This is a genomic window from Variovorax sp. P5_A3 (assembly GCF_056400665.1).
Window position 1 is genome coordinate 59,861 of the sequence record NZ_JBFUKW010000004.1, and the last position, 13,974, is coordinate 73,834.

At 64.6% G+C, this 13,974-nt stretch carries 19 protein-coding genes and 1 pseudogene; 10 read left to right on the top strand and 10 right to left on the bottom strand.

What is annotated here, in order from left to right:
* Positions 1–4: 4 nt before the first annotated feature.
* The gene (locus AC1D3B_RS07665) at positions 5–631 is read left to right on the top strand and encodes a response regulator transcription factor (protein ID WP_478190066.1); all 627 of its coding nucleotides are present in this window, start codon (positions 5–7) and stop codon (positions 629–631) included.
* Here AC1D3B_RS07665 and AC1D3B_RS07670 read toward each other — a convergent pair.
* On the bottom strand, positions 612–950 hold the full coding sequence (locus AC1D3B_RS07670; protein ID WP_478190067.1) for a hypothetical protein: 339 nt from the start codon (positions 948–950) through the stop codon (positions 612–614). The two genes, AC1D3B_RS07665 and AC1D3B_RS07670, sit on opposite strands and share 20 nt — an antisense overlap.
* A gap of 195 nt (positions 951–1,145) precedes the next feature.
* Here AC1D3B_RS07670 and AC1D3B_RS07675 point away from each other — a divergent pair, with 195 nt between their 5' ends.
* From AC1D3B_RS07675 to AC1D3B_RS07700, 6 genes are all read left to right on the top strand, one after another.
* Positions 1,146–2,087 carry a helix-turn-helix transcriptional regulator gene (locus AC1D3B_RS07675; RefSeq protein ID WP_478190068.1) on the top strand — a complete coding sequence of 314 codons (942 nt, stop codon included), beginning with the start codon at positions 1,146–1,148 and terminating at the stop codon, positions 2,085–2,087.
* A gap of 248 nt (positions 2,088–2,335) precedes the next feature.
* On the top strand, positions 2,336–3,175 hold the full coding sequence (locus tag AC1D3B_RS07680) for an enoyl-CoA hydratase/isomerase family protein (RefSeq protein WP_478190069.1): 840 nt from the start codon (positions 2,336–2,338) through the stop codon (positions 3,173–3,175).
* A gap of 27 nt (positions 3,176–3,202) precedes the next feature.
* Complete coding sequence (locus AC1D3B_RS07685; protein WP_478190070.1) at positions 3,203–3,382, top strand: heme-binding protein; 180 nt, start codon at positions 3,203–3,205, stop codon at positions 3,380–3,382.
* Between the two features lie 106 nt (positions 3,383–3,488).
* Positions 3,489–3,701, top strand: coding sequence for a hypothetical protein (locus tag AC1D3B_RS07690; RefSeq protein WP_478190071.1), 213 nt, complete (start codon positions 3,489–3,491; stop codon positions 3,699–3,701).
* A gap of 57 nt (positions 3,702–3,758) precedes the next feature.
* Positions 3,759–4,262, top strand: coding sequence for a VOC family protein (locus AC1D3B_RS07695; protein WP_478190072.1), 504 nt, complete (start codon positions 3,759–3,761; stop codon positions 4,260–4,262).
* Between the two features lie 32 nt (positions 4,263–4,294).
* Positions 4,295–4,492 (top strand): hypothetical protein, encoded by a 198-nt coding sequence (locus tag AC1D3B_RS07700; RefSeq protein ID WP_478190073.1) that lies wholly within the window; start codon positions 4,295–4,297, stop codon positions 4,490–4,492.
* Here AC1D3B_RS07700 and AC1D3B_RS07705 read toward each other — a convergent pair.
* Both AC1D3B_RS07705 and AC1D3B_RS07710 read right to left on the bottom strand, forming a co-directional pair.
* Positions 4,459–5,172 carry a sensor histidine kinase gene (locus tag AC1D3B_RS07705; protein WP_478190074.1) on the bottom strand — a complete coding sequence of 238 codons (714 nt, stop codon included), beginning with the start codon at positions 5,170–5,172 and terminating at the stop codon, positions 4,459–4,461. The genes AC1D3B_RS07700 and AC1D3B_RS07705 overlap by 34 nt on opposite strands.
* Before the next feature lie 3 nt (positions 5,173–5,175).
* A complete protein-coding gene (locus AC1D3B_RS07710; RefSeq protein WP_478190075.1) occupies positions 5,176–5,733 on the bottom strand; it encodes an acyl-CoA dehydrogenase family protein in 558 nt (185 codons plus the stop codon).
* Between AC1D3B_RS07710 and AC1D3B_RS07715 the strand changes: the two genes are divergently transcribed.
* Positions 5,655–5,864 carry a hypothetical protein gene (locus tag AC1D3B_RS07715; protein WP_478190379.1) on the top strand — a complete coding sequence of 70 codons (210 nt, stop codon included), beginning with the start codon at positions 5,655–5,657 and terminating at the stop codon, positions 5,862–5,864. The two genes, AC1D3B_RS07710 and AC1D3B_RS07715, sit on opposite strands and share 79 nt — an antisense overlap.
* Positions 5,865–5,881: 17 nt before the next feature.
* Here the strand turns inward: AC1D3B_RS07715 and AC1D3B_RS07720 are convergent.
* From AC1D3B_RS07720 to AC1D3B_RS07745, 6 genes and pseudogenes are all read right to left on the bottom strand, one after another.
* Positions 5,882–6,079: pseudogene (locus AC1D3B_RS07720) on the bottom strand (acyl-CoA dehydrogenase family protein); the annotation flags it as partial.
* A 177-nt stretch (positions 6,080–6,256) separates the two neighbouring features.
* Complete coding sequence (locus AC1D3B_RS07725) at positions 6,257–6,967, bottom strand: SDR family NAD(P)-dependent oxidoreductase (RefSeq protein WP_478190076.1); 711 nt, start codon at positions 6,965–6,967, stop codon at positions 6,257–6,259.
* A 43-nt stretch (positions 6,968–7,010) separates the two neighbouring features.
* Positions 7,011–8,324, bottom strand: a complete 1,314-nt coding sequence (locus tag AC1D3B_RS07730; RefSeq protein WP_478190366.1) for an epoxide hydrolase family protein — start codon at positions 8,322–8,324, stop codon at positions 7,011–7,013.
* Between the two features lie 136 nt (positions 8,325–8,460).
* Positions 8,461–9,345 carry a redoxin domain-containing protein gene (locus tag AC1D3B_RS07735; protein WP_478190077.1) on the bottom strand — a complete coding sequence of 295 codons (885 nt, stop codon included), beginning with the start codon at positions 9,343–9,345 and terminating at the stop codon, positions 8,461–8,463.
* Between the two features lie 322 nt (positions 9,346–9,667).
* On the bottom strand, positions 9,668–10,039 hold the full coding sequence (locus AC1D3B_RS07740; protein WP_478190078.1) for a response regulator: 372 nt from the start codon (positions 10,037–10,039) through the stop codon (positions 9,668–9,670).
* 147 nt (positions 10,040–10,186) lie between these two features.
* The gene (locus AC1D3B_RS07745) at positions 10,187–11,098 is read right to left on the bottom strand and encodes a LysR family transcriptional regulator (RefSeq protein ID WP_478190079.1); all 912 of its coding nucleotides are present in this window, start codon (positions 11,096–11,098) and stop codon (positions 10,187–10,189) included.
* 86 nt (positions 11,099–11,184) lie between these two features.
* Here AC1D3B_RS07745 and AC1D3B_RS07750 point away from each other — a divergent pair, with 86 nt between their 5' ends.
* Positions 11,185–11,769 carry an NADPH-dependent FMN reductase gene (locus AC1D3B_RS07750; RefSeq protein WP_478190080.1) on the top strand — a complete coding sequence of 195 codons (585 nt, stop codon included), beginning with the start codon at positions 11,185–11,187 and terminating at the stop codon, positions 11,767–11,769.
* On the top strand, positions 11,766–12,620 hold the full coding sequence (locus AC1D3B_RS07755; RefSeq protein ID WP_478190081.1) for a pirin family protein: 855 nt from the start codon (positions 11,766–11,768) through the stop codon (positions 12,618–12,620). Before AC1D3B_RS07750 ends, AC1D3B_RS07755 begins: the two co-directional genes overlap by 4 nt.
* Positions 12,621–12,656: 36 nt before the next feature.
* Here AC1D3B_RS07755 and AC1D3B_RS07760 read toward each other — a convergent pair whose 3' ends face one another.
* Positions 12,657–13,952: an epoxide hydrolase family protein gene (locus AC1D3B_RS07760; protein ID WP_478190082.1), complete on the bottom strand. Its 1,296-nt coding sequence runs from the start codon at positions 13,950–13,952 to the stop codon at positions 12,657–12,659.
* Positions 13,953–13,974: the final 22 nt, after the last annotated feature.

Consider the following 13,974-nt stretch of genomic DNA (forward strand, 5'->3'; position numbering starts at 1 on the left):
CGCCATGGCAAACGCCACACCCACCGTCTTCGTCGTCGACGACGATATCTCGGTACGCGAATCGCTGGAACTGTTGATCCGGTCCGCGGGCTGGGACCCGGAGACCTTCGGCTCCGCACAGGAGTTCCTGGCCCGCCCGCGCAGCTACGCGCCGAGTTGCCTGATCCTCGATGTGGGTCTGCCGGACCTCAACGGGCTCGATCTGCAGAAGATGGTGGCAGTCGAGCGCACCGACATGCCGATCATCTTCATCACCGGCTATGGGGATGTGCCCATGACGGTCCGGGCCATGAAGGCCGGCGCCGTCGAGTTCCTGACGAAGCCCTTCGATGAAGAAGCGTTGTTGAGTGCCATCCGGCAGGCCGTCGAACGCAGTCATGCAACCCTCGATCACGAAGAGGGCCTGCGCGGGCTTCGCGAGCGTCACGCCTCGCTCAGTCGCCGGGAACGGGAAGTCATGGCGTTGGTGGTGTCCGGCCTGCTGAACAAGCAGGTGGGTGGCGAACTGGGCATCAGCGAGATCACGGTCAAGGCGCACCGCGGGCAGGTGATGCGCAAGATGGAGGCCGAGTCATTGGCCGACCTGGTCAACATGGCCTCGCGACTTCGCATCAGCGCCGCGCCTGGTTGACGTCTGCCGAATCGCCCGGTTGGGCTGCTGCCAGGTCGATGCCGATCAGCAGGTGTCCCGCCTCGTAGGCCCTTCGGGCGGCAAGCCGGACGTCCTGAAGCATGGCTCTCTTCCGGGCCGCGAGGTCCTTCGTCGGGCGGCTCTCGGGTGCCGACATCAGTTGATGCGCAACGCCGAGCAGGTCGGCTGCCGATTGCAGGCTTTTCCGGATGGCCAGTCGATAAAGCGGTTCATGAAAAAAGGGCCTGGGCGCTGCAACACGATTAGAAGCTTCGACAACGTACGGCGGTGCCGTGACCACCCTCTTCAGGAAGCTCATGCGCGGACTGTAGGAGCGCCGTCGCCGAAGCACTTGTCCTTAATGCGCACGGACTTGTCCTGCAGGCGCAACCGTTGGGCGCGCCCGCATTGCGCCCCGCAGGCAAGCTGAAGCACCGTCTGGACAAGCTGATCCCCTGCCCCATGTCTACCATGGCGCCGCCTTTTCGCCGACCCGGCGAATTGATCAGAGAACATGCAATTCAAGACTCACGAAATACGATTCGATCCGGCAGTGGACGCCGGTGCCGGCTGGCTCGAGGTGATGTACAGGGACCATGGACTGCATTGCAAGATCTACCCCCACGCTTCCCAAGGCTCCAGCGTCGTCGGATGGACGTTGGGGCCGATCGGCATCACGCGGGCCGATCTCGCCACGCTGGAGTTGTCCACGGTCGACAAGGCCGACTTGTGGCAAGCCGAGTGCATCTACTTCAAGCTCATCATCTCCGGCTACGTGGTCGTGCAACACGACGGGCAATTGCATCGCTTTGGTGCGGGCAGCATGCTCGCCCTTGATCCCGCGCAAGGCTTTGTCGAATCGGTTCCGGAACAAACCAGCCTCATTGCGCTGCGGATCCCCAAGCACCTGCTGCAGGAACGCGGATGGAAGCCCTCGCTGGGCAGCTTGATCGTCCCCGACATGCATCCGTCCGATGCGGCTGCGGTCGGCGAACTGATCCAGTGCATCGCCAACCAGGCCAGCATGCCCAGTCCCGACATGCGCAACTGGCTGGGCGGGCAGCTGCTCCATCTCGTCGACGTCGTGCTCGCGGCAGCGAAGGACCTGTCCACCCGGCGCAGCGCGGAAGAAATCATCTTTCGTGCGAAGGACTACATCAAGCAGAACCTCGGGCAGGAGGATCTCGACGCCTCTTCCGTCGGCGCTGCGCTCAACATCTCCGGCACGCATCTGCAGCGCCTGTTCAGGTCCCACGGTACTTCGCTCATGCGCCACGTCTGGCAGGTCCGACTCGAGCATGCGTACGCCCTGCTGCGCGCCAACGCCGCCGGCGCCACGTCCGTGCAGGAGATCGCGTGGCAATGCGGTTTCTCGACCGCGGCGCATTTCAGCCGCGTCTTCAAGCAACGCTTCGGCGTGTCGCCGGGGAGCGTCATGGGCATTTCGGCCACGTGACCGACCTGAAGATGAGAACCCGAGCAGCAATGGCCATGTGCCACGCCAACGCATCAGCGCGCTGCCCTGTTCGAGGAGCCAGTGTCAACAAGACCTGACAAAGGCGAATCAGGCGGAAGGCGTACCCCCGTCTCGACAACGATGTGCTTCGCCGGACGGGCAAGCTCGTCCCACCTTGGTCCAATTGAAGCGGCGGCGATGCGGGACCACACTGATTTCATCCGACATGAAATTGAACAGGAGTTCCTGTGAAACCCGCATCCGAAAGGTCCCAGGTCAAGCTCACTCGCCGATCGCCGGCCCATTGCCGCGTCGCTTTCGACAATCCGCCCTTGAATCTCATGGGACCGGGTCTCGTCGTGCAGTTCAGGAGGCTTCTGGCCGAGCTCGAGGCCGACGAGCAGGTCAAGGTCGTCGTCTTCGAAAGCGCTGTGGACGACTTCTTCCTGAACCATTCCGATTTTCAGGCGAAGCTCGAGGACCTGACCGACTTGCCGCAGGGCCCCACGGGACTGGAGGCGTGGCCGGACATTCTGGTTCGCCTGACTCGAGCGCCGTTCGTCTCGATCGCGTCGATTCGCGGGCGCGCGACGGGAAACGGGAGCGAACTCGCGCTCGCGTGCGACATGTGCTTTGCCAGCCGTGAGCGCGCCATCCTGTCGCAATGGGAAGTCGGCGTCGGTCTGGTCGCCGGCGGCGGGCCGATGGCGCGACTGCCCCGGCTGATCGGCCGAAACCGTGCGCTCGAGGTGCTGCTCAGTTCGGATGACATTCGCGGCGAACTCGCCGAAGCCTACGGGTATGTGAACCGCGCCCTGCCAGATGCCGCGCTCGACGACTTCGTCGACGCGCTCTCGACGCGTATCGCCTCGTTCGACCGATGGGCGATCGCCAACACGAAACGCCTCGTGAACGCCGCCAGCCTCCCGCCCGACGTCGAAATCGCAGCGGGGTGGGATGCGTGCATGGCCTCGATCGCCCGGCCCGCCGCCAAGAGATCGATCGGTGCGCTGATGGAGCGCGGCTTTCAGAAGCCCGGTGACGTCGAGAGCCGCCTCGGCGTGGCCGTCGGGCAACTCGGCGCGTGATGCTCTCTAGTTTCGAAAGGAATGATCATGGATCTTCTGACCATCGCAAAAGGCGTCGCGCAGCGCGTGGAGACGCAGGCAATTCAAGCCAAGGTGCCGGTGGCCGTCACGGTCGTCGATGTCCACGGCCATGTCGTGCTGCAGCACCGCATGCCTGGGGCGCCGCTCTTCTCCCTCGAGCTCTCGGAACGCAAGGCCTACACATGAGCCATGGGTCAGGACCTCGGCAATCCAATGACCGATCCGACACCATCGTTCAATAGATTCCTCACGCAGTTTCTGGTCTGATGATGGCTCACTCTGGAGAACACACATGACCCATTCAGAGACACCACAGGATTGCCTTCCGCACTTCGAGCTGCGTTTTATCGATCTCTTCCACGTGGGACGCGGCTATGCGTTCCCCTGCGACACCGAGGGGCACGTACAGATCGACAGCCTGGGTGAGAAAGCGCGACTCAACTACTTCTATGCCCGCGCCATGGTGGGACGGGAGTTCTCTGAGCCCGTGACGCGGCTCGTCTGACGCGACCACGGCTGCAGCCATCCCAGGTCCGCCTTCCCCCAAACCATGGAGTCCAGCATGAGCAAAGCCCAAACCGGCAACGAACAGGCGACCTCTGCCGCGAAGGTCGGCGCGATGGAGATGAAACTCGAAGTCGTCGTGTTGCCGGTGTCCGACGTCGACCGCGCTAAACGCTTCTACGGCGGCCTGGGCTGGCGACTCGATGCCGACTTCGCCAACGGCGACGACCTGCGCGTGGTGCAACTGACCCCGCCCGGCTCGCCGTGCTCGGTCATCTTCGGCAAGAACGTCACGGCGGGCACTCCGGGCTCGATCCAGGACCTGATGCTGATCGTTCACGACATCGAGGCAGCACGCGCCGAACTCATCGGCCACGGCGTCGATGTCAGCCCGGTATTCCATGACGAGGGCGGCGTCTTCCACCACGCCGGCACGAAGGGACGCGTGCCGGGGCCGGACCCCCAGGCGCGCTCCTATTGCAGCTGGGCCTCGTTCAGCGATCCGGACGGCAACGGCTGGTTGCTGCAGGAGATCACGACACGGCTTCCCGGACGGGTGTGACATTGGCCGATGGCCGAAGGAGCATAGACACCATGGACGTCGCAACGCTGACGCAGCTTCTGCGCGAGACGGAGCATCGCCATGGTCCCTACGAGGCGACCGCCGCGAAGCACCACTGGTCGGATTGGTACGCGGCCTATATGGTCGCTCGCGAATGCGGCCTGACGATCGAGGAAGCGGAGAACGCCGCTGCGCGTCACATGGAAGAGGTGCTGGGCAGCGTGAACTGAAACAAGGCACCCTTGGGCGCATTGGGCGCGAACCACAACTTGCCTTGATGCGCTTCGATGATGGCGCGGCAAATCGCGAGGCCCATCCCCATCCCGTCGGGCTTGGTGGTGAACGTGGGAGCGAAGATCTGTTCCGCTGCACCGGAGGCAATGCCGGGTCCGTTGTCCTCGACCTCGACCACCACCTGATCATCACCGCAGGTAGAAGTCCGCACGCACAGAACCCTGGGCTCGGGGACTTCCGCCATCGCCTCGATCGCGTTGGCGATGAGATTGAAAAGCACCTGTTGCAACTGGATCTGGTTGCCGCGCACCTGCGGCAGCTGCCGATCCGCGTCAACGTGCACCTGGACCCGGTGCCGTTCGAGTTCGCCGCGCTTGAGCGCGACGGCGCCCTCGATGCACTCGTCGACGCGCAGCGCCACGGCCGCGTCGCGATCACGCCGGAAGTTCGCCCGAATGTCCTCGACCACCGCGCCGGCGCGATGACCGTCGGCGACGATGCGCTTGAACGCATCCTTTGCGCGATCGAGGTCGGGCGGCGAGTGATCGAGGAAGCGGAAGCCTGCGGACGCGCTCATGATGATCGCCGTCAGCGGTTGCCGGACCTCGTGCGCGATCGATGCTGCCACGGCGTCGATGATGTGGCCGCCCGGGTTGGTTTGACTCAGCGCATGCATGGTTCACCCCTGGACTTGACGTGACCGGCGCAGTTGCGCCGTGCTTGCCGACATCGCGCTTCCGGCCACCGAGGGCGGCATCGTCAGCCCGGTACCTTCCATGGTCTTCTTGAACTTGATCTCGCGCGAATCGGATATCGCCCGGGGATCGAAGTCCGGATCGGACATCACACCCCAGATCTTGCGCATCTGCATGCCGATATTCCCGGCGTCGTAGAGCGGGAAGACGGCCGCCTCGCGCAGGAACTTCTCGACGGGGTGCCCCTTGTCGAGCGCATTCACGCCCATCACCTGCATGGCACGAAAGACTGCGTTGAACAGCGTTTCGCCGCAGAACACCTTGGCCATGGCGCCGACCGCATGACCCTCCGAGTCGTGCAAGTCCAGGTAGTGTGCGGCCTTCCACGAGAAGGCGCGGCAGGCCTCGATCTTCATCGCGATCTCCGCCAGCGCATAGCCGACGGCCTGGTGATGAATGATCGGTGCTTCCGCCCGCGGTCGTCGTCTTCGCCCAGGCCAGCACGAACTCGTACGCCGAACGCGCCACGCCAACCGCGGCAATCGCGGCCACCGGCCCTGACCAGGTGAAGGCCTTGCTGATGACCAGGTCACCGTCGCCGATCGCGAAGGCGTTCTCCTGCGGAACCCTGCAGTTCTCGAAGGTGATCGTGTTGTTCTGGCACAGCCGGTGACCCAACTTGGAGATCGGCGGTCCATAGCTGACGCCGGGCGTTCCGCGCGGCACGACGATCGCGCTCAGCCCCGACGTGCCGCCCTTCTGCGGATCGGTCCGGACGATGCAGACATTGACGTTGGCGCCCTTGAGGTCCCAGCCGCCGGCATTGGCCGGCCAGTGCTTGGAGCCGTCGAGCACGTACTCGCCTCGAGCCTTGTCGAGCTCCGCCATCAGGCCGATCCCCGTCGGATGGGCGCCAGGGTGGTCGAAGTTGGCGGTGCCGCCAGGTGAGCCGGCAGCCTCGCTCACGACCCATCCGGCCAGGTATTCGCCGCGAGGATCGTTGGTCGCCGCGCGCAACCACTTTTCCTTCTGCGCGTCGCTGCCGAACCAGGCGGCGGAGGCAGCCTAGTGGCCCGCGCTCTGTCCGCCGTCCACGTGCAGGATCTCGCCAGTCACGAAAGGCGCGGATTCCAGGTACAGCACGGCGTCGGTGATGTCGCGAACCTCGCCCATGTGGCCCATTGGATGGAGCGTGTCGAGCCCGGCGTGGGTCTCCGGCGGATGCATCGAGGTCTTGATGATGCCCGGAGACACCGCATTGAACCGAATGCCCCGGGCGGCGTATTCGATGGCCAACGACAGGGTCGCCGCGCTCACGCCGCCCTTGGTGAGCGACGCGAGAACCGACGGAACGTTGACGTTGGCGTGTTCGACCAGGGTGGTCGTGATGCTCACAACATGCCCGGCGCGATTGCGCTCCATTACCTCGACCGCGGCCTGCGTGATGTGAAAGAACCCTGCGACATTGGTGGAGATCTTCGAGAGGAAATCGGACTCCGTGTACTTCGTGAACGGTTTCGCGATGAAGATGCCCGCGTTGTTGACGAGCGTGTCGATGCGCCCGAAGCGCTCGAGCCCCTCCGCGACGACCCGCTTCGCGGTCTCGACCAAGCCGATGTCACCCGCGACCGTCAGGATGTCCGGATCCTGGGACGACTGGATCGATCGCGATGTTGCGATGACACGGTAGTCGTGATCGCGAAACGCATTGACCAGCCCCGCCCCGATGCCCTGGGACGCACCGGTGATGATGACCACCTTCTGACTCGAACTCATGGCAAATCCTTTCTGGCGGCGGTGTTCGCCGGATGTGTTGCGACTAGCGAAGCGACTTGAACGACGCACGCATCTCGTGGGCGAAGAGCTCCGGCTCTTCCCATGCCGCGAAGTGACCGCCCTTGTCGACTTCGTTGAAATAGATCAGCCTCGGGTACGCGCGCTGCGCCCAGGACTTGGGCGCCTGGTAGATCTCGCCCGGGAACACGGTGATCGCCACCGGGACCTTGATCTCGGTGGTGCGTTGGGCCGGCGAGCTGAAGTTGTTGTTGCTGTTCTCCCAGTAGAGCCGCGCCGACGAGACGGCGCTGTTGGTAAGCCAGTACAGCGTGATGTCGTCGAGCATCTCGTCCTTCGTCAGGGAGCGTTCGGCCTCGCCCCCGCTGTAGGTCCACTGGGTGAATTTGTCGTACATCCAGGCAGCGAGTCCGGCGGGGGAATCCGACAACGCATAGCCGACGGTTTGCGGGCGCGTGACCATCATGGCGCCGTAGCCGGCGTTCTTCTTGAAGAAGGTGTTCAACGCGTCGTAGGCCGCCTTCTCCTTGGCCGACAGCCCTGCCGGCGCTGGGCCTCCGCTGTCGAGTGCCTTGGCGGCCGCCTTCGGCACGGTCGCAGGCATGTTCACGTGGATTGCCAGCAGACCTGGAGGCGCCTGTCGGCCCATCGCATCGGCCACCACCGAACCCCAATCGCCGCCCTGCGAGACATAGCGCTTGTAGCCGAGCCGCTTCATCAGCACGTCCCACGCACGGCCCATGCGATCCGGCCCCCAGCCGGTGCCTGTCGGCCGCTCCGAGAATCCATAGCCCGGCATCGAGGGGATGACCACGTCGAATGCATCCTCGGCATGGCCACCGTGCGCGGTGGGATTGGTCAGCGGATCGATGGCCTTGATGATCTCCAGGACCGATCCTGGCCAGCCGTGCGTGATGATGATCGGCAACGCGTTCGGGTGCTGCGAGCGCACGTGGATGAAGTGGATGTTCAACCCGTCGATCTCGGTGGTGAACTGCGGCAGTGCGTTGAGCTTCGCTTCGATCTTGCGCCAGTCATAGCTGGTGCCCCAGTAGCGCACCAGCTCTTGCAGCCGGGCTTGCGGCACACCTTGCGATTGGTCATTGACCGTCTCCTTGTCGGGCCACCGCGTCGCCTGCACGCGCTTGCGCAAATCGACCAAGGCCTCTTCAGGGATCTGGACCTGGAAGGGGCGAATGGCATCACCCGCGCCGTCGGTCCTTGCGTTGTCCTGCGCGAGACTCTTTGTCCCGATCAGCGCGAGGCCCAACGCCAGTGCAATGGATGGAATCAATGAATGGATCTTGCGACGGATTCGGAAAGATGGGGTTGTCAAGATTCAATCTCCATGGGGTTCGAAGAACGGGCCGCATCGGCGCGGAAGGGCCATCAGAGCAGAGCAGAGGGCATTGATCCATTGCACCAACGTATCGTCGATACCTTGGTATCTCCGCCGAGCACGTGTGCAGGTTCGATCAGCCGAACGAAAAGGAGAAGACCTCGACACCCGGGTCTTCGAACTCGATCTCGAAGCGACGATCACCTATCGGATGCGGCAGGCGCACCAACTGGTACATCCGAGGTCCGGCGAGTGTCCCGCGACCCTGCTCGTCGACATCGACCCCGTGTCCGGGGCCCGGTGCATGGCCGTCGATCGAGACGCTGAACGCAACAGGCTTGTTCGTGGCATGGCCCATCACCAGATGGAGGTCGCGCGCGTGAAAGCAAAAGGCAACGCGTCCGCCTTTGCTTTCGAGGACCGCCGCGTCCTCGCGCAAGCGCCAATCGCCCGCGAGTGCCCACTCGTTGAGTTGAAGCCGTGACGGTGCGGCGTAGGTGTGGCGCTTGTTCAATACGGCGCCACCCGAAGCGAGGTTGCTGGTTCGCGCGTAGCCAGTGTAGGTCTCCGGGGATCTCAGGTTTCCCCAGTCGGCAGGCGCCTCGGCACCCGATGGCGCGGGAGTCACGAGATCGGCTCCGAGAGCGCCGGGACTGCTCTCGGAGAGCAGTCGCTGGATCATCCTCTCCGACTTGTCGTAGTCGCCCTCTCCGAACTGGCGGTGCTTGATGCGTCCCTTCGCATCGATGAAGTAGAGCGCGGGCCAGTAGGCATTGTCGAAAGCGCGCCAGATCGCGTGCTCACTGTCCACCGCCACCGGGTACGTGACACCGATGTCATTCACCGCGAGCCGGACGTTGTCGAACTCCTTCTCGAAGGCGAACTCGGGTGAATGCACGCCGATCACGACGAGGCCCCGATCCTTGTACTTTGCGGCCCATGCGCGAACGTACGGAAACTCGCGTCGCCAGTTGATGCACGAATAGGTCCAGAAATCGATGAGTACGACCTTTCCGCGCAACGCCCGTCGAAGACAACGGTGGCGAATTCAGCCAGGCTGTCGCGCCGTCGAGCCCGGACAGATCATCACTGGACGCAAGTCCCCGCCAATCCACAAGCGCAGCGCCTGCCAGGGTCATGAAGGTGCGTCGATCGTTCATGTCGAGTGACGAGATCGACGCGACGATATGTTCTGTCGTCACCATCGCGCTCGCATAGTTCGGCACTGAAGCGTAGATGGCGGCCATGCCCGCGCCATCGTGCAGTCGTCATACGCGCTCGCCCGCCCGAAGACCTACTCCCCTGTGGGAGCGGCAGTCGATGGCAAGGCGCCGGCGCCGCCGTCATTGCCCGGAAATGGCAAGCCGCAACGCTTGCAGCAATGTGGTCTCGCTGAAGGGCTTGAACAGGCAATCGACAGCGCCCTGTTCAAGCAGGCGCTGCCGAAGCCGCGCATCGCCTCGGGCGGTCATGAAGACGATCGGAATGTTGCTTCCGCTGTGCACAAGTTCGCGCTGGAGCTCCGGCCCCGACATGCCCGGCATCGTGACGTCGAGCATCAGGACACTCGTCTCGTCGACTGCGTCCGAAGCAAGGAACGCCTCGGCGGATGCAAACGACCGGGAAGCAAAGCCCAGCGCCTCCAGGAGGAGAGGAAGCGATTCGCGGACCGAGACATCATCATCAACGACCGACACGACCCATTCAACAGGCATTCAGGCGACCTCAGGCTAGCGGATTGAATTTCGCGAACCGTCGCGGTGCGCATGGACGAGACTCTAGGTTCGCTTCCGCCGGAGAACATGTCCGTCGGGCGCATCGACTGTTCCCCAAGGCGCAATGGCGTCGGGACCGATGGCGCATCAGAGCAGGTCCGATCCGTCTTTCGAGCTCAGCTTCTCCAACACCAGCGCGATGAATGCCGACACCGCCAACGGCAGCTGCCGTCGGCTCGGATACAGCACGCTCAGCCCCAGGCTGGTCCGCTGGTATTGCGGAAGCACCGGCACCAGGAGGCCGTCCTGGACATCGAGACGGACCAGGGGCGGCGGCAGCAACGCGACACCGAGTCCCGCCACGGTGGCCTTGCGCAGCGCCTGGGCCGTGTTGCCGCTGAAGCGGCCGGCGACTTGCACTTCTTCCTCCACCCCGTCAGGACCGACCAGGCGCCAGGTGGCGCGGCCGCTCGGATGGGCGGAGATCACGCAGTCGTGGCTGGTCAGGTCCTGCAACGTGCCAGGCGCGCCGCGCGCCGCAATGTAGGCAGGGCTGGCCACCATGCCGTCGCTGCGCACGCCGAGGAGCTGTCGCCCGATGTAGCCCGAATCGCGCAATGGGCCTCCACGAAATGCGACGTCGATCTGCTCGGCGATGAGATCGGCCTTGGCATCGTTGAGGACGAAGTCAAGCCGCACCCGCGGATGCTCGGCCAGAAAGGCGGCTACCCACTCCATCGGGAAGAAGTCGAAGAAATCGGCGGGCGCTGCAACACGCACGAGGCCACTGGGCTCCTGGCTGCCCGTCACCAATTCCTGTCCGGCCTCGAGCAACCCGTCGACGGCACCCGCACAGCGCTCGTGGAACGCACGGCCCGCCTGGGTGAGCGTGAGCTTGCGGGTGGATCGTTGCATCAGCCGCGTGCCGAGCTGGGTTTCGAGTTGCTGTATGCGCCGGCTCACGGTATTGGGCGGCAGCCCCAGGCGCCGAGCAGCTTCGGCAAAGCTGCCGCAACGCACCACCTGTACAAACATGGCGATGTCGTTCAGGTCGAACATGGCAGGCGATTCCTTTCATCGGTGGACGAGTGCAATCCGATTGTGCGGTCTAGTCGACGCATGGGTGCGGCCCTAACCTTCTGCGCATGAATACACAACCACCCCGCATCGGCATCGTCATCGGCTCGACCCGCGAGGGCCGCTTCGGCGAGAAGCCCGCCCACTGGATTCACGAACTCGCCCGGCAACGCACCGACCTCGAGGTCGAACTTATCGACCTGCGCGACCATCCCCTGCCCTTCTTCAACGAGGCGATGTCGCTGGCCTACGCACCGGCGAAGAACGAAGCCGCGTTGCGCTGGGCCGAGAAGCTCGCCACGTTCGACGGACTGATCGTGGTGACGCCCGAGTACAACCACGGCCCGAGCGCAGTGCTGAAGAACGCCTTCGACTACGCCTACAAGGAGTTCAATCGCAAGCCGATCGGCTTCGTGGGCTACGGTGGCGTGGGTGCGGCACGCGCCGTCGAGCAGCTCCGGCTCGTGGCCACCGAGCTGCAGATGGCGCCGGTGCGCAACGCCGTGCACATCGGCCTGGTCGAGTTCCTCGGCATCTGGCAGCAAGGCAAGCGCTTCGAGGACTTCCCGCACCTTGCGCAGGCGGCCAACGGCATGCTCGACGACATCGCCTGGTGGGCCAGGGCACTCAAGACCGCGAGGGAAGCCGCATGACGGCCGCTCTGGCCGCCACGGAGCGCGCCATCGTCTACCGCACGCGCGGCAGCACGCATGGGCCAATCACGCGGCTTGTCAGCCCCGGCGACCTGGGCGAGTTTCTCAAGCCCTTCGTGTTTCTCGATCTCTTCGGCTTCCAGCCCGCGCCCGGCCACAAGGGCTTCGGCATGCATCCGCACTCGGGCATTGCGACACTGACCTACCTCATCGAAGGCGACGTGCGCTATGAGGACACGACCGGCAAGAAGGGCGAGCTTCCGGCAGGCGGCGTGGAGTGGATGCGCGCCGGCAACGGCGTGTGGCACACCGGTGCACCGGTCGGCAGCGCGGCGGTGCGGGGCTTCCAGCTATGGGTGGCCTTGCCCGCCTCGGAGGAGAACGCACAGGCACAGAGCATTTACCTCGCGCCTTCCCAGGTGCCGCAGGAAGGTCCGGCGCGCGTGCTGCTCGGACGCTACGGCGCCGCGACAAGCGCGATTCCGGCGCCGGCCTCGATGAACTACCTGGCCGTGCGCCTGAAGGGCGGCGAGCGCTGGCGCTACGCGCCACCGGCTGGTCACACCGTGGCCTGGGCCGCGGTCAGCGAGGGCCGGCTCGACGTCGGCGACCATACTGGTGGGCCGATCGGATCGGGCGAGTTGGTGGTCTTCGAGGAGTCCGGTGGCGCCATCGACTTCACGGCACACGGTGACGCGGCGTTCGTGCTGGGCTCGGCCGTGAAGCACCCGCACGCGCTCGTGACGGGGTCCTACTCGGTCCACACCAGTCAGGCGGCGCTCGCACAGGGCGAGGCGGAGATCCGGCGCATCGGAGTGCAACTGCGGCAGGAGGGGCGGCTGCGACAGTAACGTGCGCCCCGTCACACCGCAGCAACTCCCAGCGGCTCAAGTCCGCATCGGCCTGAACCCTGCGCGCACCTCCGACACGAAGAGCTCCGGCTGTTCCCACGCCGCGAAGTGGCCGCCCTTTTCGAGCTTGTTGTAGTGGACCAGCTTGGGGTAGGCGTGCTCTGCCCAGCTGCGCGGGGCGGTATAGATCTCGTCCGGAAAGGCGCTCACGGCCACCGGAAGGGCAACGTGCTTCGGCGCGAAGAAGGCCAGCTTGCTTTCCCAATACAGGCGCGCCGATGAGACTCCCGTCGACGTCAACCAGTAGAGCGTGATGTTGTCGAGGATGTCGTCGCGCGTCAGGCCTTCGGGCCGACCGTCGAAGACGCGGGCGATGAGTGCATAGCTGCGCGCGTCGTGGTCGAGCATCCAGGCGGCGAGACCGACCGGCGAATCCTGGATGCCGTACAGCGTCTGCGGGCGATTCCCCATTTCCTGGGCGTAGGCCACGCCATGCTTGTAGAAGAAGTCGAGCTGGTCGTACGCGAGCTTCTCGTCGGCCGAAAGGCCGGACGGTGGTGCCTCACCGAACTGCAGCGCCTTGGCCACGTCGTCCGGAACAGCCGCAGGCATGTTGGTGTGAATGCCAAGCAGTCCCGGAGGCGCCTGCAGCGCCATCTGCTCAGTGACCGCGTTGCCCCAATCGCCGCCCTGCGCCACGAATTGCGTGTAGCCGAGGCGGTTCATGAGCACGACCCAGGCACGTGCCGTGCGGATCGGGTCCCAGCCGGTGGCGGTGGGCTTGCCTGAGAACCCGTGGCCCGGCAGGGAGGGGATCACGATGTCGAAGGCGTCCGACGCGCTGCCGCCGTGTGCCGTTGGGTTGGTCAGCGGGCCGATGATCTTCATCTGCTCGATGATCGAGCCGGGCCAGCCGTGCGTGACGATGAGCGGCAGCGCATTCTGATGGGTCGAACGGACATGGATGAAATGAATATCCAGCCCGTCGATCGTGGTCATGAACTGCGGCCAGGCGTTCAGTTTGGCCTCGCACTTCCGCCAGTCGTACGCAGTCGACCAATAGCGCGCAAGCGCCTGCGTCGTCGCCAGCTGCACGCCTTGCGACGCGTCGGTGACGGTTTCGCGCTCCGGCCACTTCGTCGCCTTGATGCGCCTGCGCAAGTCCGTCAGGTCCGCCTGCGGATAACCGACGCGGAACGGTCGAATGGCTGCTTCGGAACTCGCCTTCTGGGCGTAGCCGGGCGAAGGTGCGAATGTGAACAGGGAGGCAGAAAGCGCGGCTGCCGAACCGGCAACGAAGTCGCGCCGGTTGAAGCACGAAGACTTGGTCATGGCGAATCCTTGTTCGGGAATT